This window comes from Schaedlerella arabinosiphila (genome assembly GCF_003885045.1).
Taxonomy (GTDB): Bacteria; Bacillota; Clostridia; order Lachnospirales; family Lachnospiraceae; genus Schaedlerella; species Schaedlerella arabinosiphila.
This window is the reverse complement of record NZ_RHJS01000002.1, coordinates 99,190-117,895: the sequence shown is the minus strand read 5'-3', so window position 1 is coordinate 117,895 and position 18,706 is coordinate 99,190. Positions and strand designations below refer to the sequence as shown.

Annotated in this window: 21 protein-coding genes; 3 read left to right on the top strand and 18 right to left on the bottom strand. The window is 53.0% G+C overall.

Going from position 1 to position 18,706, the window contains the following annotated elements:
* Nucleotides 1-6: 6 nt before the first annotated feature.
* From EBB54_RS01260 to EBB54_RS01175, 18 genes are all read right to left on the bottom strand, one after another.
* Entirely contained in the window at nucleotides 7-771 is a 765-nt protein-coding gene (locus EBB54_RS01260; RefSeq protein WP_004073217.1) for a DeoR/GlpR family DNA-binding transcription regulator, read from the bottom strand.
* A gap of 115 nt (nucleotides 772-886) precedes the next feature.
* Nucleotides 887-1,435, bottom strand: a complete 549-nt coding sequence (locus EBB54_RS01255; protein WP_125126024.1) for a BMC domain-containing protein — start codon at nucleotides 1,433-1,435, stop codon at nucleotides 887-889.
* Nucleotides 1,432-2,775 carry a 4Fe-4S dicluster domain-containing protein gene (locus tag EBB54_RS01250; RefSeq protein WP_125126023.1) on the bottom strand — a complete coding sequence of 448 codons (1,344 nt, stop codon included), beginning with the start codon at nucleotides 2,773-2,775 and terminating at the stop codon, nucleotides 1,432-1,434. The genes EBB54_RS01255 and EBB54_RS01250 overlap by 4 nt, the downstream gene beginning before the upstream one ends.
* 9 nt (nucleotides 2,776-2,784) lie before the next feature.
* Entirely contained in the window at nucleotides 2,785-3,051 is a 267-nt protein-coding gene (locus tag EBB54_RS01245) for a EutN/CcmL family microcompartment protein (protein ID WP_004073222.1), read from the bottom strand.
* A complete protein-coding gene (locus tag EBB54_RS01240; RefSeq protein WP_004073224.1) occupies nucleotides 3,045-3,692 on the bottom strand; it encodes a phosphate propanoyltransferase in 648 nt (215 codons plus the stop codon). The genes EBB54_RS01245 and EBB54_RS01240 overlap by 7 nt, the downstream gene beginning before the upstream one ends.
* 136 nt (nucleotides 3,693-3,828) lie before the next feature.
* Nucleotides 3,829-4,107 (bottom strand): BMC domain-containing protein, encoded by a 279-nt coding sequence (locus tag EBB54_RS01235; protein ID WP_044984887.1) that lies wholly within the window; start codon nucleotides 4,105-4,107, stop codon nucleotides 3,829-3,831.
* Between the two features lie 247 nt (nucleotides 4,108-4,354).
* On the bottom strand, nucleotides 4,355-4,639 hold the full coding sequence (locus EBB54_RS01230) for a BMC domain-containing protein (RefSeq protein WP_004073228.1): 285 nt from the start codon (nucleotides 4,637-4,639) through the stop codon (nucleotides 4,355-4,357).
* Between the two features lie 92 nt (nucleotides 4,640-4,731).
* Nucleotides 4,732-5,007, bottom strand: a complete 276-nt coding sequence (locus EBB54_RS01225) for a BMC domain-containing protein (RefSeq protein ID WP_004073230.1) — start codon at nucleotides 5,005-5,007, stop codon at nucleotides 4,732-4,734.
* A gap of 12 nt (nucleotides 5,008-5,019) precedes the next feature.
* Nucleotides 5,020-5,364: a BMC domain-containing protein gene (locus EBB54_RS01220; RefSeq protein WP_125126022.1), complete on the bottom strand. Its 345-nt coding sequence runs from the start codon at nucleotides 5,362-5,364 to the stop codon at nucleotides 5,020-5,022.
* A 36-nt stretch (nucleotides 5,365-5,400) separates the two neighbouring features.
* Nucleotides 5,401-6,612: a zinc-binding dehydrogenase gene (locus EBB54_RS01215; RefSeq protein WP_125126021.1), complete on the bottom strand. Its 1,212-nt coding sequence runs from the start codon at nucleotides 6,610-6,612 to the stop codon at nucleotides 5,401-5,403.
* A gap of 84 nt (nucleotides 6,613-6,696) precedes the next feature.
* The gene (locus EBB54_RS01210) at nucleotides 6,697-8,085 is read right to left on the bottom strand and encodes an aldehyde dehydrogenase family protein (protein ID WP_004073235.1); all 1,389 of its coding nucleotides are present in this window, start codon (nucleotides 8,083-8,085) and stop codon (nucleotides 6,697-6,699) included.
* Nucleotides 8,076-8,597 (bottom strand): GlcG/HbpS family heme-binding protein, encoded by a 522-nt coding sequence (locus tag EBB54_RS01205; RefSeq protein ID WP_125126020.1) that lies wholly within the window; start codon nucleotides 8,595-8,597, stop codon nucleotides 8,076-8,078. The genes EBB54_RS01210 and EBB54_RS01205 overlap by 10 nt, the downstream gene beginning before the upstream one ends.
* A gap of 5 nt (nucleotides 8,598-8,602) precedes the next feature.
* Nucleotides 8,603-9,403: a class II aldolase/adducin family protein gene (locus EBB54_RS01200; RefSeq protein ID WP_004073240.1), complete on the bottom strand. Its 801-nt coding sequence runs from the start codon at nucleotides 9,401-9,403 to the stop codon at nucleotides 8,603-8,605.
* A gap of 55 nt (nucleotides 9,404-9,458) precedes the next feature.
* On the bottom strand, nucleotides 9,459-10,253 hold the full coding sequence (locus tag EBB54_RS01195) for a glycyl-radical enzyme activating protein (RefSeq protein WP_125130542.1): 795 nt from the start codon (nucleotides 10,251-10,253) through the stop codon (nucleotides 9,459-9,461).
* Nucleotides 10,254-10,272: 19 nt separating this feature from the next.
* Nucleotides 10,273-12,816 carry a glycyl radical protein gene (locus EBB54_RS01190; protein ID WP_125126019.1) on the bottom strand — a complete coding sequence of 848 codons (2,544 nt, stop codon included), beginning with the start codon at nucleotides 12,814-12,816 and terminating at the stop codon, nucleotides 10,273-10,275.
* A gap of 348 nt (nucleotides 12,817-13,164) precedes the next feature.
* Nucleotides 13,165-14,118, bottom strand: coding sequence for a D-2-hydroxyacid dehydrogenase (locus tag EBB54_RS01185; RefSeq protein WP_044990150.1), 954 nt, complete (start codon nucleotides 14,116-14,118; stop codon nucleotides 13,165-13,167).
* A gap of 75 nt (nucleotides 14,119-14,193) precedes the next feature.
* Nucleotides 14,194-14,472, bottom strand: coding sequence for a BMC domain-containing protein (locus EBB54_RS01180; RefSeq protein ID WP_125126018.1), 279 nt, complete (start codon nucleotides 14,470-14,472; stop codon nucleotides 14,194-14,196).
* Nucleotides 14,473-14,544: 72 nt separating this feature from the next.
* The gene (locus EBB54_RS01175) at nucleotides 14,545-14,844 is read right to left on the bottom strand and encodes a BMC domain-containing protein (RefSeq protein WP_125126017.1); all 300 of its coding nucleotides are present in this window, start codon (nucleotides 14,842-14,844) and stop codon (nucleotides 14,545-14,547) included.
* Between the two features lie 337 nt (nucleotides 14,845-15,181).
* On the opposite strand from EBB54_RS01175, the gene EBB54_RS01170 reads away from it, so the two are divergent.
* The 3 genes from EBB54_RS01170 to EBB54_RS01160 all read left to right on the top strand — a co-directional run bounded on the left by EBB54_RS01170 (nucleotide 15,182) and on the right by EBB54_RS01160 (nucleotide 18,667).
* Complete coding sequence (locus EBB54_RS01170) at nucleotides 15,182-15,895, top strand: phosphatase (RefSeq protein ID WP_125126016.1); 714 nt, start codon at nucleotides 15,182-15,184, stop codon at nucleotides 15,893-15,895.
* A gap of 168 nt (nucleotides 15,896-16,063) precedes the next feature.
* Nucleotides 16,064-17,266, top strand: coding sequence for an iron-containing alcohol dehydrogenase (locus EBB54_RS01165; protein ID WP_125126015.1), 1,203 nt, complete (start codon nucleotides 16,064-16,066; stop codon nucleotides 17,264-17,266).
* 21 nt (nucleotides 17,267-17,287) lie between these two features.
* Nucleotides 17,288-18,667: an aldehyde dehydrogenase gene (locus EBB54_RS01160; protein ID WP_125126014.1), complete on the top strand. Its 1,380-nt coding sequence runs from the start codon at nucleotides 17,288-17,290 to the stop codon at nucleotides 18,665-18,667.
* The last annotated feature ends 39 nt before the right edge of the window (nucleotides 18,668-18,706 follow it).

Here is an 18,706-nt window from a genome sequence, read left to right as displayed (position 1 = left end):
CATTATTTACTCCGGATAGATGCATTCTGTCCCTGCAGCCTCCATCGCCTGCAGCCACTGCTCGTCGGGCTTTTCGTCTGTGACAACGGATGTGATCTCACCCAGCCCGGCAATGGTATTGAATGCCACCTTTCCAAATTTACTGCCGTCCACCACCAGGATCTTTTCTCTGGCGGATTCCAGCATGGTTCTTTTGTTGTCCGCATGAAGCTCATCGGAATCCGTGATCCCTGCCTGCAGGTCGATCCCCTTGCAGGAGATCACTGCCTTGTCCACATGGTACGACCTCAGCATCCGATCCGTCTGGGGGCCTACCAGGGCGAATGACCCTTCCCTGGACACGCCTCCGGTGGAAAGGATCTTCCAGTCCGGCACATCCAGCAGTTCTATGATGATCTCCACGGAATTGGTGATCACCGTCAGATTCTTTTTATCCTTCAATGCTTTCACGACATAGACAGCGGTGGAGCTGGCGTCCAGCATGATGCTGTCGCCGTCCTTCACCATCTTGTTAAACAGTCCGGCGATGCGCTGCTTGCCGATCACGTTATGGTTCTTCCGGACCTTAAAAGGCAGATCAATATTGGTGTTTTCATTGATCACCGCACCGCCGTAGCTCTTAATCGCATATCCGTCATTGACAAGCTTCTCCAGGTCACGCCGTATCGTCTCCTCCGATACCTTGTAGAACTGGCTCAATTCACTCACTACCACGCGGCGTTCTGCCTGTAGCTTTTCCAGTATCTCATTCCGTCTCTCAATCGCAAGCATCGTACCGCCTCCCAACTGTTTATAAATCCAATGAAAACGAAAGACTGCGGGAAAATAACATATCGCCTATATTGCATACTGAAGTTATTTTCCCGCATTCCTTTGTTTAAACTCTTTATAGTATCGCGTTCCTGATCTGTGCGTCCGGATGTGCGATCACGGAGGAATCCAGGAACATCCCGTCCTTTGCAGTCACTGATTTTGCCCGCTCGATGGCTGCCTCTACGGCCGCCACCTCTCCGGTCAGCATCAGGTAGGATTTTCCGCACATTCCTCTTGCGATCCGAAGCTCCACAAGATCCACAATCGCTGTCTTTGCTGCTTCATCTGCTGCCACTATGATCGAAGTCGCATCGTATGTCTCCATGATTCCCAGGGCCGAAACCGCTTCTATCTCGGCTGCCCCGTAGATAGCCGGGAAAATGGATTCGTGCGGGTTTCCGAGTACAAAACTGTTGATCAGATGCATTCCATGCAATGTTTTTGCCGCTTCCACGGCTGCATTGACTGCGCTCAGATCTCCTGAAATGATGACGATATACTTTCCCGGACATACGGTCTGTGCTTCGATGATACTGACTTCAGAGGTCTTCACCATGGCGTCTGCCGCCACGACACCTGCTGAAACAGTCTTATATTCTACCATTCCAATTGCCTTACTCATTTCCCTGCACGTCCTTCCTGCGTCTCAATGATCACATATTTCTCACTTACTTCTTTTATCACACCGTCAATGGATGCATGGATACCCACGCTTAAGCCCTTGGCCGGTTCCGCGATCATCTGTCCCGCGGTGACGGTATCCCCCTGCTTTACGATTGGGGAAGCCGGCGCGCCGATATGCTGGCTGAGCATGATCTTCACCCTGCGGACCGGTACCGCCGATTCATCCAGCGGTGCTTCCCTGTTGTACTTCGTCAGATCCAGTCTTGCCATGAGACGTTCCATCGGAACCTTGCGGTATTCCCGCTCTTCCCCTACCGGCTTGGGTACGACCTGCGGGGGCTTTAACCCATGGCTTCTTAAGCCTGCCTTATACTCTGCCATCAGCGTTCTCGGAGACAGTCCCTGGAAACAGGAATACATCTCACATAATCCGCAGGAACTGCAGAAAAACGTGTTGACAAAGATATCCGGCTTCTGCACATCCTTACAGGTCGCCGCACGCATGAACAGGTGGGGCTGGATCGGATGGCCCAGACGGTTTCGCGGACACAGATCCGTACACATGCTGCACTGGCAGCAGCATGCCGCCGCCCGTTTCAGGTCTATAGAAACCTTCTGCCGTTTCCTCTGGATGATATAGTGGGATTCCGGCAGCACCAGCACCGCATTGGTCGTCTTGGTCACCGGCTGGGAACCGCTTCCGATAAATCCCATCATCGGGCCGCCGATAAAATACACCGGGTTGGGTGTGGTCACTCCTCCGGCAAGGCGCACCGTCTCCTCAATGCTTGTACCAATCGGCACGCGCACGGTCATTGGATGCTCTACTTCCGCCACCACAGACACCAGCTTATCCATCACCGGGGTCTGCTGGTTCATGGCCCTGTATACATTGTAGACCGTCTCCACGTTGAACACGGCGACGCCGCATTCGATGGGAAGCCCGCCCGGCCTTACGACTTTTCCGGTCACCTCGTAGATCAGCACCACTTCATCACCGGCAGGATAGACTTCATCCAGCAGCCCTAACCGAACCTCCGGATAAACGCCGATAACTGCATTGAGCGCCTCGATCGTCCTGGTATATGCTTTCTTGATTCCGATGATGACCTCTTTGGCGCCCACTGCCTCCCCGATCAGATGGAAGGTATCCACGATCTCCTGGGCATATTTTTCAAGCAACTGTCTATGTAATCTCAGTAGTGGTTCACATTCTGCGCAGTTTAGAATAATTGTATCCGCATTCTCATTCAGCTTCGCATAGGTGGGAAAGCCCGCGCCGCCTGCGCCGACGATTCCGTTTTGCTGCATGAGTACACTTAATTCTTTCATATCCATAATCTTTCACTACTCCAGTCCTGTTCCATCGTCAATAATTCCAACGATCGCCGCATCCACGGGGGCGTCCGGCATGCCGCTTCCGATCCGGGCCGCGCTGCCCTGTGCCACCAGTACATATTCTCCTACTCCGGCGCCGATCTTGTCTATGGCGATCAACTGCTTTGCACCATTCTGCATATGCTCCAGGACATCCACGATCATGAATTTATTCCCGACTAAATTTTCACTTTTCCGTGTTGAAACAACACTTCCTACTACTTTTCCGATTAGCATATGATCCTCACCGTGTCTCCTGTCGCAATTTTCGACGCGTTTGCCTCGTCCGTATCAATATGCATCTCCAGCGTAAAGCTGTCGTCTACACGGATCTGCACGTGATTGAATACGGTGCCGCGCTCATTGTCCGCTTTTACGGAAACAATATCGCCGTCATGTACTCCGGCTGCCATGGCATCCTTCGGCGCCATGTGGATATGTCTCTTCGCAATGATACATCCCTCGTTCAGATAGATCACGCCCTTCGGCCCTACTACTGCAACTGCCGCGGAGCCGGCGGTATTGCCGGATTCCCGGATGGGCGCCTTCACACCGAGACGGATGGCGTCTGTAGCGGATACCTCCACCTGGGATTTGCTCCTGACAGGTCCTAAGATCCGGACATTCTCAATGGCACGAAGCTTTAAGCCGACAATGGTCACTGTCTCGTTGGATGCGTACTGTCCGCCCATCAGCTCTTTTTTCTTCGTGAGCTGATAGCCTTCTCCGAACAGGGCCTCCACATGCTCCTGGGTCAGGTGGATATGCCTTGCGGATACCCCCACCGGCACCAGGTAGCCATTTTCCGCCGAAGACTTCTGCTGTTCAATTGCCTCTAAGACCATCTTCGTAATTAATGCTACATTACTATTGTCCATATCAATTCTCCTCTTTGTGATGCAGGCCCACGTCCCGCCCACGTTTCTATTCCAATGCTACATTGCTGCGGAAGGGGCATCCTGCATATCCTCCGGAGGGCGCGTCTTTCCACCCCCCGGTTGGCATCGTTCTTACTTATTTGATTGCCGGAAGAATCTTTTCTACATCGCCGTGTGGTCTCGGGATTACGTGAGTCGCTACCAGTTCGCCGAGCCTTCCTGCTGCTTCCGCGCCGGACTCAACTGCTGATTTTACAGCGCCTACGTCTCCGCGTACCATAACGGTTACAAGACCGGAACCGATCTTCTCTGTTCCTACCAGTACAACATTCGCTGCTTTCAGCATGGTATCCGCCGCTTCAATGGATGCTACCAGACCTCTTGTTTCTACCATTCCCAATGCTTCCTGTGACATTCTTTTTTCCTCCTTCTGGATCGTCTGTTCAACAATAACTTCTTCAGCCTGCTGCGCCGCCTGCTTCACTCTCTGAACTGTCTTGGCGGGCGCTTTGGCTGTTGTTTCTGCTTTCTTTGCGGACGCAGCTTTTGATCCTGCAGTTTTCTTTGTCCTGCCTTTTTTGGCCGCGCCTTCCGCTTTGGAAGAATCTATGTTCTTCTCCTCGCCTGTCGGCTTCTTTTCATCTGCCATGGTCACTGCCTCCTCAACTTACCCGGTTGGCACTCTGGTTCACCATCCTGATGACTTCCTCGTGTGGACTTGCAATCACCACATACGCTGCCGGCTCTTTGATCGCGTTTGCCGCTGCAGTTTCAATCGCCTGTGTGACTGCGGACACATCCCCGCGGATGATGATGGTGACAAGCCGTCCGCCCAGTTTTTTCTCCCATGTGACCAGCTCCACCTCCGCCGTCTTGCACATCATATCAATGGCGACTACGGCAGCCGTCACACTCGGGATTTCAAAAAATCCATATGCCTGTCCCATGAGACTGCTCCTTTACTAATCAATCTGAGGGATTCTCCTGTTCCGGCCCGCAGCCTTTTTTAATCCGGCCGCGGGTCACAGCTTCTGTCAAATTAAATTGTAGGGAGAATCTTCTCTACATCGTCATGCGGTCTTGGGATCACGTGTGTTGCAACCAGTTCCCCAAGTCTTGCCGCAGCGTCCGCGCCTGTCTCAACTGCTGCCTTTACTGCTCCTACGTCTCCGCGTACCATAACGGTTACAAGACCGGAGCCGATCTTCTCAGTTCCTACCAATGTAACCTCAGCCGCCTTTGTCATTGCGTCCGCTGCTTCAATTGCTGCTGTCAGTCCTCTGGTTTCTACCATTCCTAATGCCTGCTGTGCCATTTCTATATCCTCCTAAATCTCCTTCAAATATTTTTTGTTTGGTGTTCCTTTATCTAAGCCGCTCAGTTTGAGCATCTTTTCCGTATCCTCCGTGGGTCTTGCGATATCATATTCCGTCACGATCCCTGCAAGCTGTTCGGCCTTTGCCTTTGCCGCCTCCAACGCAGCCTGGACATCGGATACGCTTCCGCGAAATTTTACCATCACGATCAGCGGTACAGGTAATTCATCCGCATTCGCCGGTTTGTTTTTATCAAAGGTTTCCAGCCGGACATTGCCTGCCTTGCACCCGGCATCTGCCGCCGCGTAGGCGGTTGCCAGCCCGAATACCTCCAGCATTCCTACTGCTTCTCCCATAACCACTCTCCTTCGCAGGTTTTTACAAATCAGTCACTATTTATTTACGATCGCAATCTTGAGACCTTCCTGCTTTAAGTTCGTCACATGGGCTTCATTGATCTGCTCCAGCGGAAATTCATGTGTGATCAGGTCGTCCATCGGAAGCCCGATTGCCTTCGCCCGTTTCAGGAAGTCAAACGTGGTTGCGTAATCTCTCAGGGTGTATACCCAGGAGCCCACCAGTGTGATCTCCTTGGAGCACAGGTCAAAGTGCGGATTGATGGTTGCGTCCCCGCCGTTGATGAAGAATCCCAGCTCGCAGAGTCCGCCGCCGTTGCGGATGAACTTGTAGATATTCGCGTGAGCCACCGGAGATCCGGTACACTGGAACGCGAAATCCGCCTCGTATCCGCCGAATGCTTCCTTCACGGCGCCGCTGAGTGCTTCGATTCCCTTGTGGTTCATGAAGTTGACGGAATTGTCTGCTCCCATCCTCTTCGCGAAATCCAGCCTCTGCTGATTTCCGTCTACTGCCACGATATTTTCAATCCCCATGGTACGGAGGATCGCGATACAGATCAGTCCGATCGGTCCGCAGCCCTGAACCACAACCCTGCTGTTGAACCGCAGGATGCCGGTCGTCTTCGCCCTCTCAACCGCGTGGATGAGTACGGCGCAGGGTTCGATCAGGATACGGGACTTCAGATCCAGATCACTGACATTGAATACGGTGGAGCCCTTCCGGATCAGTATGTAATCGGAAAACCATCCGTTCAGATGAATATCATCATCCGGGAGCAGTCCGTATACATCCGCGCCGCCCACATTCTGCTTGTTCAGGTCGAACATGGTGATATCCGGGTTGTCCTTGAAAATCATACAGGTTACAACTTTATCGCCTACTTTCAGCGGTTTTCCTGCGCTGTCAACCTTTACGTCCTTTCCCATCTTTACGATCTCGCCGGTTCCTTCATGTCCCAGCGCTACCGGGATCAGGCCGAAGGGATCTCTCTTAAATTCGTGCGCGTCTGTTCCGCAGACACCGCAGCCTTCTACTTTTACAAGGATATCTCCGTCGCCGACCTCCGGCATCGGAAATTCCTTTACATCATAATGCTCCAGAGCCGTCAGCATGGCAACATGCGCGGTCTTTGGGATCGCCCCTCCTGCTGCCGGTGCAGCCGCCGAAGCCGAAACCGGCTGGCTTAACATGCTTTCCAGAACCTGCTTTACAACGGCTTCTACATTTGCAGAATTCATTTCCATTTTTTATTGCCTCCTCAACTTACAACCAACCTGCCGCCTTTCATTCCCCTGGCGCATTTACAGATTGACTGCCTGTTTGCTTCTTTATCTGATACAAAGGCTGTCGCACATCACGCAGCGTCTCCTCTTTGTAAAGGCGCTTGCGCTTGTCAGTCCTTCTCCTGTCCGGCTGGCAATGGTGAAGGTACAGAAGCCTTCCCCGCCGAACCCGATCGCCGCATAGGACGGTCCGTTCTTTACAAGGATCGCAGTGTCGATCGCCTTTGCATATTTGGTGATATTGTCCACGTTCTTGGAGTGGATGTGGGCGGAATGACGGTTGCCATGCTCCAGCCATACGGCCTGCTCTACCGCGTCGTCAAAATCCTTTGCCCTGACCACGCCCAGAATCGGCATCATCAATTCCTCCGCGATCAGCGGATGCTCCTTCGGCCCTTCAAAGGTGATGCACCGGATATTGTCCGGTACGGTTACACCGATCATGCCCAGCAGTGTCTTCGCGTCTCTTCCGACACACTTTCTGTTCAGACGGCCGCCCTTTAATACCACCTCTGTCAGCGCGTCCTGTTCTTCCTTCGAAGCCAGGTAGCAGCCCTGCTCGGAGATCATGTAATGCATCAGCTCGTCTGCGATGGAATCCACCGCCACGATCTCTTTCTCCGCGATACAGGGGAGATTGTTGTCAAATGTACATCCGTTTACAATATCCTCCGCCGCCTTGCGGATATCTGCCGTCTCGTCTACCAGCGCGGGCGGGTTGCCTGCCCCTGCGCCGATGCCTCTCTTGCCGGAGGAAAGGACTGCCGTTACCACGCCCGGGCCTCCGGTCGCCGCGATCAGAGGGATGTCCTTGTGCTTCATCATAATGTTGCTGCTCTCCAGCGTCGGATTCTCCACCGTACATGCGATGTTGTCCGGGCCGCCTGCCTCCAGGGATGCCTCGTTGATCAGGTTGACCGCATAGATGGATGTCTTGATTGCCGCCGGATGGGGGTTGAATACAACCGTATTGCCTCCCGCCAGCATGCCGATCGTATTGCACAGCACCGTCTCGCTTGGATTGGTGCAGGGCGTGATGGCTCCGATGACTCCGAACGGCCCCATCTCGATCAGGGTCAGACCTCTGTCTCCTGACCAGGCTGTTGTTTGAATATCTTCGGTTCCCGGCGTCTTCTCAGCCACAAGCTGGTGTTTCAAAATCTTGTGTCCGACATTTCCCATACCGGTCTCCTGTACTCCCATACGCGCGAAAATCTCCGCATGTTCCTTGATCTTTGCACGGATATTGGAAATAATCTTTTCTCTCTGGTCCATGGACATCCGTGCAACGACTTTCTGTGTTTTCTTGGCCGCTTCAATGGCAGCGTTCATATCCTGGAAAACACCGTGGTTGCCGGTCACGTCAGAAGCGATCTGCATCTTCGCCACCACTTCCTGTACAATGTCCTGAACCATCCGTTCATTTACAGACACGATATTACCTCCTTAAATACTTCCCTGCCGTAAGCCGCAAGCTCGGTATCCTGCTCTGCACTACCTCCGCTTACGCCTAAGGCTCCGATCATTTTCCCCTCTGCCTCAAGCACCTCTCCGCCTCCGAAGATGACGATTTTACCCCCGTTGGTAAACTGGATGCCGTACAAGGACTGGCCCGGCTGGCTCAAACGGCTTAGAGCCTCCGTTGACATTTTCAGGCTTGCCGAGGTAAATGATTTATTGACCGCAATGTCAAAGCTTGCTATATAGGCTCCGTCCATACTCTGAACCGCCACGGGCCTTCCGGCCTGATCCGCAACCGCCACCACCGCCCGGACGCCCATTTCCGATGCCTTTGCCTTGACCTTCTCGATCAGGGCATTGGCTTTATCCAGGGTCATCTTATGCTGTTTGCATTTGCAGACATGGCCGGGGGCATGTTCGGAACCTGTATCTTTCATACTTTCCAGCACGGCTTTCACCAGGCCGGAAATCTCCTGTTCATTCATATGCTTTACATTCCAAGCTGGCTCATAACCTTCTTGGTAATCTCTGCTACCAGGTCTGCGTCTGCCTTTGGAGCCGCGCTGCTGCAGTTTCCGCCGCAGGTATGGCAGCTTGGCTTGCCTGCCTTTGCATTCGGGCATACATTTGCAGGATGCTTTCCAGGAAGTCCGAACTGTCTTCTGATCTCATAGAGCTTCTCAACCTGCTCTTTGTTCAGCTCCTGAGGTCCGCCGATCTGCATGGTCTGCCATAACAGACGAGCGTAGAACTCTACGGATTCCATCTTATGGTATGCGTTTAACAGGGAATCGGAGTAGGTCAGCGCGCCGTGGTTCTCCAGCAGTACAGCGTCAAAATACTGCAGATGCTCGGATACCGCATCCGGGATCTCCATGGTGGAAGGTGTGCCGTACTTCGCGATCGGAACACATCCCAAAGCGATGACTGCTTCCGGCATGATCGGCTGTGTCAGCGGAATCCCTGCGATTGCAAATGTGGTCGCATACAGCGGATGCGCATGAACTACGGAATTTACGTCCGGTCTCTCTTTGTAGACACGCATATGCATCTTGATCTCGGAAGAAGGTCTAAAGCCCTTGTTTGCCTGGAGCACTCTGCCTTCCGCATCTACCTTGCAGATGTATTCCGGTGTCATGAATCCCTTGCTTACGCCGGTCGGTGTGCACAGAAATTCATTGTCGTTGAGCTTTACAGAAAAGTTTCCGTCGTTTGCCGCAACCATTCCCCGGTTGTATACGCGCTTGCCGATCTCACACATCTCTTTTTTGATTTCAAATTCGTTTTGCATCCTTTTATCCTCCTTGGATTTTTTATACTTTTTCTTTTCTTATATCTATCTTAACTTACCCGCCGATCTGGCATTCTACTCCGGATACCTGCTTTGCAGCAGCAAGCAGCTCGTTCATCTTTTCATTGGAGGGCGGTTTCACATCGCCCATCAGGTATTCCCTTCCCAGCCCGGCGTATTTGTCCTGGCCAAGCCTGTGGTAGGGAAGCAGATGAAGCCGTTTTACATTGCCCAGATCTCTCGTATATGCGGCAATATCCCGGATCTCCTCCGGCGTATCGTTGAAGCCCGGAATGACCGGAACCCGAATACTCAGCTCCGTCATATGGGAATCCGCGATTTTCTTTGCGTTTTCCAGCATCAGCTCGTTGGATCTGCCGGTAAATTCCCGGTGCTTGTCCGGATTTCTATGCTTGATATCCAGCAGGTACTGATCCAGGTAAGGGAGCAGTCCTTCGATCACTTCCCACTTTGCGCAGCCCATGCTTTCCATGGCCGTGCTGATGCCGCTTTCCTTTGCGGCCCGCAGAAGCGCAGTTGCGAAATCCGGCTGGCAGAGGCTTTCCCCGCCTGAGAGCGTCAGTCCGCCCCCGGTCCTGCGGTAATAGGGCCGGTCTTTCTCCACAGTCTCCATGACTTCGGCCACGGTCACATCCCTGCCGATGGTCTTCGGTTCCCCCTGAACCATCATGGTCTGTACCGCATATTCCTGAGATTCCGGATTGCAGCACCAGCGGCAGCGAAGCACACATCCTTTTAAAAATACAATGGTTCGGATTCCGTTCCCATCATGGATGGAGTACCGCTGAATATCGAAAATGCGGCCTGTTGTCTTCTTATAGTCTTCCATGGTGCTCTTCCTTCCCTGCTCAGCCTTCATCGCTGAAGCCCTGCTCCGTCCGGCGGATAATGTCATCCTGCAGAGACTTGGACAATGTGGTGAACAATGCGCTGTAGCCTGCCACGCGGACCACCAGGTGCTTGTACTGCTCCGGATGCTTCTGCGCGTCCAGAAGCGTCTCCCTGCTGACTACATTAAACTGCATGTGGCTGCCCTTCTGGTCAAAGTAAGACCGGATCAGACCTACGAAGTTGTCAAGCCCCGCTCTTCCGCTCAGTGCGGAGGGATGGAACTTCTGGTTAAACAGCGTACCGTTGGAAGCAATATAGTGATCCAGCTTTGATACGGAATTTGCTGCCGCCGTCGGCCCGTTCACGTCCTTGCCTGCGGACGGCGATACTCCGTCTGCCACCGGCATGTGGGCCAGCCTTCCATCGGGCGTCGCTCCCGTCTGTGCGCCCAGGGGTACATTCGCAGATACCGGATATAAGCCGGCCTGGAAGATGCCGCCCCTTGGGTTTTTGTAGTTCTCCAGCGGCCTTGTATAGGTGTACGCCACGTCCCTGGCAAACGCATCCACCTCAGGGATATCATTGCCGAACTTGGGCACCTGGTCGATGAGCTTCAGAATCCGTTCTCCGTTGGCTTTGACTTCCGGTGATTCGGATGCTGCCACCACGGTCTTAAGGATGGCCCCGATCTCTGCTTCCCCTACCGTCTGGCCGGAAGCCTTCATCTCATTGGCTACATTTGCCGTAACAGCAGCAATATCCTCGGTATCCAGTCCCTGACCGTAGTTGGTCATCAAAGCGGTTTTCATTTCCTTCATGGTGACTTGCTTCTCGTCATACACCAGCTTTTTCACCGCATACAGGGAATCCGCCATATTGGCAACCCCGAAGCCCTGGGGGCCGGTGAAGTTGTAAACGGCTCCGCCTTCCTGCACGGTCCTGCCCTGCTTCATGCAGTCGTCCACCATGGAAGAAAGGAACGGAAGCGGACAGCGTTCCGCATGCGCCATATCGATGGCATTGTCCGCATTGACCAGCAGCTTGATGGCATAATCCATCTGCATCTTGTATGCATGGTAAAATTCCTCGAAGGTCTTCATATCCTCTACATTGCCGGTCTGGGGCCCTACCTGTACCCCCTTGTCCATACCGTTGGTAAATACCAGTTCCAGCGGACGGCACATATTGAAGAACGCGGCGTCATGCCACCCCTCGGTCTTGCCCGCCTTCTGAGGCTCCACACAGCCGATGATATTGTACTCCCGAGCGTCCTTGAGCGTCAGCCCGCGGCTGACCAGGGACGGAATGATGACTTCATCATTGTAATACGCCGGAAGCCCGATCCCGGTACGCGTCAGTTCCGCCGCCTTAACGAGAAATTCGTGGGGCGAACCGTTCCATACGCGGATGGAGAAGGACGGCTGCGGAAGGAAGACATGCATGGACGCCTGGATACACATAAAGGACAGGTCATTGGTCACGTCAATGCCCTCCCCGTTCTGTCCTCCAGCGATCAGGTTCTGGAACAGGCTGTAGCCTGCAAACCCTTCTGCAGATGCGGCGTCACGGCACTTGTTCAGGTCGTTCAGCTTTACCCAGATGCAGTCCATCAGTTCCTGAGCAAATTCCCGTGTCAGCTTGCCGCTGTCCAGATCCTTCTTATAATAAGGATACATGTACTGGTCAAAACGTCCCGGTGAGATCGAGTGTCCGCTGGATTCGATCTGAAGAAGCTGCTGCACGAACCAGAAGGACTGGCAGGCTTCATAGAATCCGGCCGCCCCTTTCTCAGGCACATTGGCGCAGTTCTGCGCGATCTGGAGCAGTTCCAGCTTTCTGGCACCGTCGGTGCACTTCTCTGCCTCTTCCAGGGCCAGCTTCGCATAACGTCTGGCGTAGGTCACCGCCGCATCGCAGCTTATGATGACCGCCTGAAGGAAACGGGACTTCTTCTGATAGTCTCCGTCTGCCAGGCTTAAAGCTGCCAGCTCCGCCTCCGCTTTCTCCCGGATTCCGGAAAATCCGATGGCGAGCACCTCCTCATACTTTACCGTCACATGCCCTACGCCATTGTAAAAATAATTTCCCGGCGTGAACATATTGTGCTCCATCGCGATCAACGTCTCCGGTTCCATATAAGCCGTCGCCAGCTCACTGGTAGTCCTGCCCTTCCAGTAGGCATCCGCCTCTTTCAGTTCCCGCTTGGTCTGCTCGGAAATGTAAAACGGATCGGCAGACCTGGTCTCCACCGTATCAAACTCCGCTTCCAGCCACTCGTAAGAAAACTCCGGGTAGGTCTGGCAGCCCCTGGGCGCTATGGTCGTGCTTCCCACGATCAGCTCCAGGTCACGGATGATGATGGGGATATTCTCCAGGATATGCTGAAATGCCTTGGCACGCCGGATGATCATGGGTTCATTCTCCGTCTGGCGGTAAGATTCCGTGATCAGGACGGCCCTTGCAGATTCAATCTCCGGCAGCTTTGCGTACAAGTGCTCTACCAGCTTTGGTATCCGGTCGGTTTTCGGGATATCCGTACTGTTATAAGTATATAATCCCATCTGCTTGTTACTCCTTTCTTATCCACAAACAGGCTTTGCATCACAAGTAGATCTGTTAAATTTTGTGTGTCGCTTATGGATATATTTTAACCTCGTAGAGAGACAAGATAAGACTCCCCAGCCAGTTAATTGCATTATACTCCTAACGCAGGTAAAAGTCAACAAAAAACAACACGTTTTGTTTGGTTTTTCATTTGTTTTAAAGGAATCACAACAGATACAACATTTGGTTTTATGTGGTTTTGTGTGGGAGTTTTACTCACAACGCCCTGAAATGCGATCAGCATTTTGCCCAACAGCAACAGGAAACCACACCCTCTCATAGGTAAACCTGCACAATCCAGTTTTTCATGTCCCTGGATGTTTTGGGCTGCCGCAAAAGGTTCTGATATGCTCCGCCACGATATTCATCAGGTTCGTACGCGCTTCCACGCTGGCCCATCCGATATGAGGGGTGATCAGAAGCCGGTCTTTTTCTTTCACTTTCAGCAGCGGACTGTCCGCAGCCATAGGCTCCCTGCAGAGGACGTCCAGGCCCGCCGCCGCGATCTTCCCCTCGTTCAGCGCCTCCGCAAGCGCTTCCTCCACCACAATCTGTCCCCGGCCCAGATTCAGAAAAAGGGCATGGGGCTGCATAAGCGCAAAGGCTTTCTGATTCATCAGCCCATCCGTATACTGGTTCAGGGGCGCATGGACGGATACGATATCCGACGTCTGAAGCAGTGTTTCCAGATCCACCTGCCGGTAGCCCTCCTGCGCAGGCGCGCCGGATGCCGAGTAATACACGATCCTTGCGCCGAACAGCCGGGCGATTTCCGCCACCCTTCGGCCGATGGCCCCAAGGCCGATGATGCCCCAGGTTTTTCCGGTAAGCTGGGGAAAGGTTTTCACAAAATGGGTAAACATGACATCGTTGATGTAGTCTCCCTTTTTCACATAGTCATCATAATACCGCAGGTGTTCCAGAAGGTAAAACAGCATGGCAAACGTATGCTGCGCCACGGACTCCGTAGAATAGCCTGCCGCATTCCTCCATTCAATCCCTCTTTCGGCCAGATAGTCCTTATCCAGGTTGTCGGTTCCGGTGGCCGTCACACAGACCAGTTTCAGATTCCGTGCGTTATGAATGGTCTGCCGGTTGATGGGAACCTTGTTCACAATCACAATATCCGCATCCGCCACCCGTTCCGGCGCTTCCTTTGGTGCGGTGAAGTCGTACCCCACCACCTCTCCCAGCCTGGCAAACTGAGAAAAATCCATGTCCTCGCCGATTGTTTTTTTATCCAAAAATACAAGTTTCATCCTGCCCTCCTGGCTGCTGTCTCTATTTTTCTGCGGCCGCGCACTGCGCTTCATAGGCCGCCTTCCTGCTGTCGGTTATCTGTTACGGAACATTTCCACGATATCCACCATCTCCTGGGACGGATTGGATATCACCGCGGATTGAAAGATCCTGCAGGGCGGGTTTTCTTTCACACTCTCCACTGCCGCGGTGACAGCCGAAATACTGCCTCCCATAAAGACCAGCGCATGACCGCCGCACTTTGTATCCTTTGTCACGTATTCCACATCCGCCGCTTTCAGCATCCGGTCTGTCACCAGAACAGCATTTGCATCTCCAAGGACTTCCACAAGCCCATAAGCACCATATGACATATCCCTACTCTCCTTTCTCCGGCCCAAAGGCCGCTCTGCCGTTTTTTCAATTCAACTATAAACAGCGGCAGACTACTTGTTGATGGTCATTCGAATTGCCGTTTCCGCTTCTTCTGACGGAGCCGCAATGATCGTATGCGAAACGATCTTGGACAGCGGTTCTGCCGTTCGAAGGGCCGCTTCCATTGCCGCATTGACATCGGAGACCGTCCCCCGCATCTTCACGCAGGCCCCGGCGGAAAGCCGGTTCCTTTCCACTCCCTGGATCTTCACGTCCGCCGCCTTTGCCGCGGCGTCCAGCGCCACGAAGCATGCGCACTCGCTTTCCAGTTCAAATACCCCGATGGCCATTCCTTTGTACTCTTCTGACATCGTCTGTTACCTCCTCCTATTATTTCACTCACGGCTTTTCCGTGGGATTTTCCAGACTGTTTCGGATTCATTTTCTTAATGTTTCCATATCATCACAATCTTTTTTACGCTGCCTTCCCATGACGGCCGGCAGCGAAGTGTATCTACAACCCATCGTATCATGGATACCCATGTTTCGCAAGTATTTAAAACGGCTGCAGTTCTTCTTGAATCCTTACTGAATTTTGTGTTATTGTAAAGAGGTTAAGAAGTAAATCATCGGTTCGTACTGCCGATGGTTCGAAGGATACCGGAAGTGTTTTATATTACTTTTTATAGAAGAAAGGAAGAATCTGCAATGTCCTCCATTACATTTGATATCCATACACACACCATTGCCAGCGGGCACGGTTCTGCCGCAACGATCACAGACATGGCAAAAGCAGCCTGGGCACGGGGCCTGAGACTTCTGGGGATCTCCGACCACGGGCCCGCCACACCGGGCGGCGGCAGAGACTCCTATTTCCGCGGCCTGGCCCATGCCCCAAGGATGCGGCTGGGGGTAGAGATGCTCTACGGCGCGGAGGTCAATATATTAGACAACAAAGGGACTTTAGATCTGGATGATGAGATTTTAGCCCATCTGGACTATGTGATTGCCAGTATCCACAAGCCGGTGAAGAAGCCCGGCACCATCGATGAGAATACAGCCGCCTATATTGCCGCCATGAAAAATCCCCATGTCCGTATCATCGGGCACTGCGACGATGTAAAATATCCGGTGGATTATCCCGCCATGATACAGGCCGCCATGGAACACCATGTGCTTCTGGAGATCAATAACAGTTCCTTAAGTCCGGACGGATACCGTGGGGACACCCGGTTCAATGACCTGATGATCCTGAATCTGTGCAGGCACTACCATTACCCGGTCATCCTCTCAAGCGACAGCCACGGCACGGAGCACGTGGGAGACGTCTCATACGCCCTGGAGCTTGCGGATACTGCAGATCTGCCCGAAAAGCTGATTCTGAATCATTCCATACGGGAACTGAAGTGTTTTCTGGCATAGCTTCTATATAAAAGTATGCAATTGACTTCTCGCCTTTTTCCTGCTATAGTCAATACGGTTAAATTGTTGTATTGACATTTGCCTTATAAAAGGTAGATCCGCAGGGCAATGCCTGTGAGGAGATACCTCATGATTTACACTATCAGTACGAAAGGATAATGATCAGCCATGAATACACTTAGAAAACTCTATTGCAGAACATTTCAGACCGTATTGAAGATTTCCATCCCCTTCCTTCCCTACAGGAAGCCCAGAGTTGTGGGAAGCGTCAAGGCGCTCCCGGAACTGATTCAAAAGAAAAAATGCACCAACGTCCTGATCATCACGGATACAAGCATTCTAAAACTGGGGCTTACAAAGCGTCTGGAAAAAGCGCTCACACAGCATGATATCCCTTATACCATCTACGACGGGACCGTAGTAAATCCGACGACTGCAAATGTGGAAACAGCCGCGGCCCTGTATCTGGAAAAAGGATGCGACGCCATCATCGGGTTCGGCGGCGGCTCCAGCATGGACTGCGCAAAGGGCGTAGGAATCCGCATCGCAAAGCCGAAAAAGCCCCTTTCCAAGATGAAGGGCATTCTGAAAGTCCATACCCGTCTGCCTCTGCTCATCGCGGTTCCGACCACAGCCGGAACCGGCAGCGAGACTACACTGGCAGCCGTCATCACAGACGCGGTTACCAGACATAAATATTCCATCAACGACTTCCCTCTGATTCCGCGCTATGCGGTGCTTGACCCCAAAGTTACGGTCAGTCTTCCGAAGGAGATCACCTCCACCACCGGTATGGACGCCCTGACCCACGCGGTGGAAGCCTACATCGGCCGCTCCACCACCCGGGGTACGAAAAAAGATGCCCTGTTAGCCGTAAGACTGATCTTTGAAAATATTGATACCGCCTACAACGAAGGGACGGACATCGCCGCACGCCGAAACATGCTCCACGCCTCTTTTTATGCCGGCTGCGCATTTACCAAGTCCTATGTAGGATATGTACACGCGGTTGCCCACTCCCTGGGCGGGGAATACAATATCCCCCACGGCCTGGCCAATGCCGTCCTCCTTCCCTTTGTGCTGGAAGCCTACGGGGAAAGCATCCACAAAAAGCTGTATCACCTGGCCCTGGCCGCAGACCTGGTGGAAAAAGGGACTCCATATGATGAAGCGGCACGCATTTTCATCGACGCCGTCAAGGACATGAAAAAACGGTTCGGAATCGGGGATACCATAAAAGAGATCCAAAAAGAGGATATCCCGAAGCTGGCGCGCTATGCGGACAAGGAAGCGAACCCGCTCTACCCCGTACCTGTGCTGATGGATGCCGGAGAACTGGAGCAGTTTTACCATGCGGTGTCCGCGCAATAATAAAGAAGGGAGAACCATGTCATGACAGAGACCGAGATCAAAGAAATCGTACAGAAACACCGTACTTATTTTTATACAGGCGCAACCCTGCATGTCAGCCGCAGGGTGCAGGCCCTCACAAAATTAAAAGCATGCATCGAAAAATATGAAGCCAAGATCCACCTTGCCCTGGAAAAGGATCTGGGAAAAAGCGCCTTCGAGAGCTATATGTGTGAAACCGGGCTGGTGCTCAGCGAGATCACTTACATGCTCAGGCATATCCACTCTTTTGCCCGGGAAAAAAGGGTATGGACCCCTTTGGCGCAGTTTCATTCCAGAAGCTATAAAAAGCCGTGCCCCTACGGGGTGGTACTGATCATGAGTCCCTGGAATTACCCCTTCCTGCTGACTCTTGATCCCCTGGTGGATGCCATTGCGGCGGGCAATACGGCGGTGGTCAAGCCCAGCGCGTATTCCCCCCATACCAGCGAGATCATCCGCACGATCCTGCAGGAATGCTTCGAGGAACAGTACGTGTCTGTGGTTACCGGGGGACGGGAGGAAAACACCTGCCTGCTGAACGAACATTTTGACTATATTTTCTTTACCGGAAGCCAGGCCGTGGGCAAAGAGGTCATGCAGCACGCGGCCAGATACCTCACCCCCGTCACCCTGGAGCTGGGCGGAAAAAGCCCCTGCATTGTGGAGCGCAGCGCCAACATCCGGCTGGCGGCCAAACGGATTGTCTTTGGAAAATATCTGAACTGCGGGCAGACCTGTGTCGCCCCGGATTATGTGTACTGTGACCGCGCAGTCAAGGACCGGCTGGTCAAGGAGATCCGCCGCCAGATCCAGAAGCAGTTCGGCAAGACGCCGCTTCTGAATTTTGACTACGGAAAGATCATCAATGAGAAGCATTATGACCGGATCTGCGGGCTCATCAATCCGGACAAGGTGGTCTGCGGCGGGCGGGTCAACCGCAGCACCCTGCAGATCGAGCCGACGGTGATGGACAACGTGACCTTCGCAGACGCCGTGATGCAGGAGGAAATCTTCGGGCCGGTCATGCCGATCCTCACTTACGACTCCCAGGATGAGGTCATCCGCAACCTCAACGCCATGCCCCATCCGCTGGCGCTCTACGTATTCACCAGGGATAAGGCATTTGCCCGCAGGGTAACGTCCCGCTGCGGCTTCGGCGGCGGCTGCATCAACGACACCATCATCCACCTTGCCACCAGCGAAATGGGCTTCGGCGGCTTTGGGGAAAGCGGGATGGGGGCTTATCATGGGAAAACCGGATTTGACGCCTTCTCCCACGAAAAGAGTATCGTAGATAAAAAGACCTGGCTGGACCTGCCCATGCGCTACCAGCCGTATAAACACATCCATGAAAAACTGGTCCGGTTCTTTTTGAAATAAAACCACCGGTCCTTTTCTGAAAAAAATCGGGCTGCCGGA

What these genes read in the sequence shown, in the direction of transcription:
- EBB54_RS01260 (WP_004073217.1), bottom strand. Translation starts at nt 771, where the DNA reads ATGCTTGCGATTGAGAGACGGAATGAGATACTGGAAAAGCTACAGGCA.
- EBB54_RS01255 (WP_125126024.1), bottom strand. Translation starts at nt 1,435, where the DNA reads ATGAGTAAGGCAATTGGAATGGTAGAATATAAGACTGTTTCAGCAGGT.
- EBB54_RS01250 (WP_125126023.1), bottom strand. Translation starts at nt 2,775, where the DNA reads ATGGATATGAAAGAATTAAGTGTACTCATGCAGCAAAACGGAATCGTC.
- EBB54_RS01245 (WP_004073222.1), bottom strand. Translation starts at nt 3,051, where the DNA reads ATGCTAATCGGAAAAGTAGTAGGAAGTGTTGTTTCAACACGGAAAAGT.
- EBB54_RS01240 (WP_004073224.1), bottom strand. Translation starts at nt 3,692, where the DNA reads ATGGACAATAGTAATGTAGCATTAATTACGAAGATGGTCTTAGAGGCA.
- EBB54_RS01235 (WP_044984887.1), bottom strand. Translation starts at nt 4,107, where the DNA reads ATGTCACAGGAAGCATTGGGAATGGTAGAAACAAGAGGTCTGGTAGCA.
- EBB54_RS01230 (WP_004073228.1), bottom strand. Translation starts at nt 4,639, where the DNA reads ATGGGACAGGCATATGGATTTTTTGAAATCCCGAGTGTGACGGCTGCC.
- EBB54_RS01225 (WP_004073230.1), bottom strand. Translation starts at nt 5,007, where the DNA reads ATGGCACAGCAGGCATTAGGAATGGTAGAAACCAGAGGACTGACAGCA.
- EBB54_RS01220 (WP_125126022.1), bottom strand. Translation starts at nt 5,364, where the DNA reads ATGGGAGAAGCAGTAGGAATGCTGGAGGTATTCGGGCTGGCAACCGCC.
- EBB54_RS01215 (WP_125126021.1), bottom strand. Translation starts at nt 6,612, where the DNA reads ATGGAAATGAATTCTGCAAATGTAGAAGCCGTTGTAAAGCAGGTTCTG.
- EBB54_RS01205 (WP_125126020.1), bottom strand. Translation starts at nt 8,597, where the DNA reads ATGAATGAACAGGAGATTTCCGGCCTGGTGAAAGCCGTGCTGGAAAGT.
- EBB54_RS01200 (WP_004073240.1), bottom strand. Translation starts at nt 9,403, where the DNA reads ATGCAAAACGAATTTGAAATCAAAAAAGAGATGTGTGAGATCGGCAAG.
- EBB54_RS01195 (WP_125130542.1), bottom strand. Translation starts at nt 10,253, where the DNA reads ATGGAAGACTATAAGAAGACAACAGGCCGCATTTTCGATATTCAGCGG.
- EBB54_RS01190 (WP_125126019.1), bottom strand. Translation starts at nt 12,816, where the DNA reads ATGGGATTATATACTTATAACAGTACGGATATCCCGAAAACCGACCGG.
- EBB54_RS01185 (WP_044990150.1), bottom strand. Translation starts at nt 14,118, where the DNA reads ATGAAACTTGTATTTTTGGATAAAAAAACAATCGGCGAGGACATGGAT.
- EBB54_RS01180 (WP_125126018.1), bottom strand. Translation starts at nt 14,472, where the DNA reads ATGTCATATGGTGCTTATGGGCTTGTGGAAGTCCTTGGAGATGCAAAT.
- EBB54_RS01175 (WP_125126017.1), bottom strand. Translation starts at nt 14,844, where the DNA reads ATGTCAGAAGAGTACAAAGGAATGGCCATCGGGGTATTTGAACTGGAA.
- EBB54_RS01170 (WP_125126016.1), top strand. Translation starts at nt 15,182, where the DNA reads ATGTCCTCCATTACATTTGATATCCATACACACACCATTGCCAGCGGG.
- EBB54_RS01165 (WP_125126015.1), top strand. Translation starts at nt 16,064, where the DNA reads ATGAATACACTTAGAAAACTCTATTGCAGAACATTTCAGACCGTATTG.
- EBB54_RS01160 (WP_125126014.1), top strand. Translation starts at nt 17,288, where the DNA reads ATGACAGAGACCGAGATCAAAGAAATCGTACAGAAACACCGTACTTAT.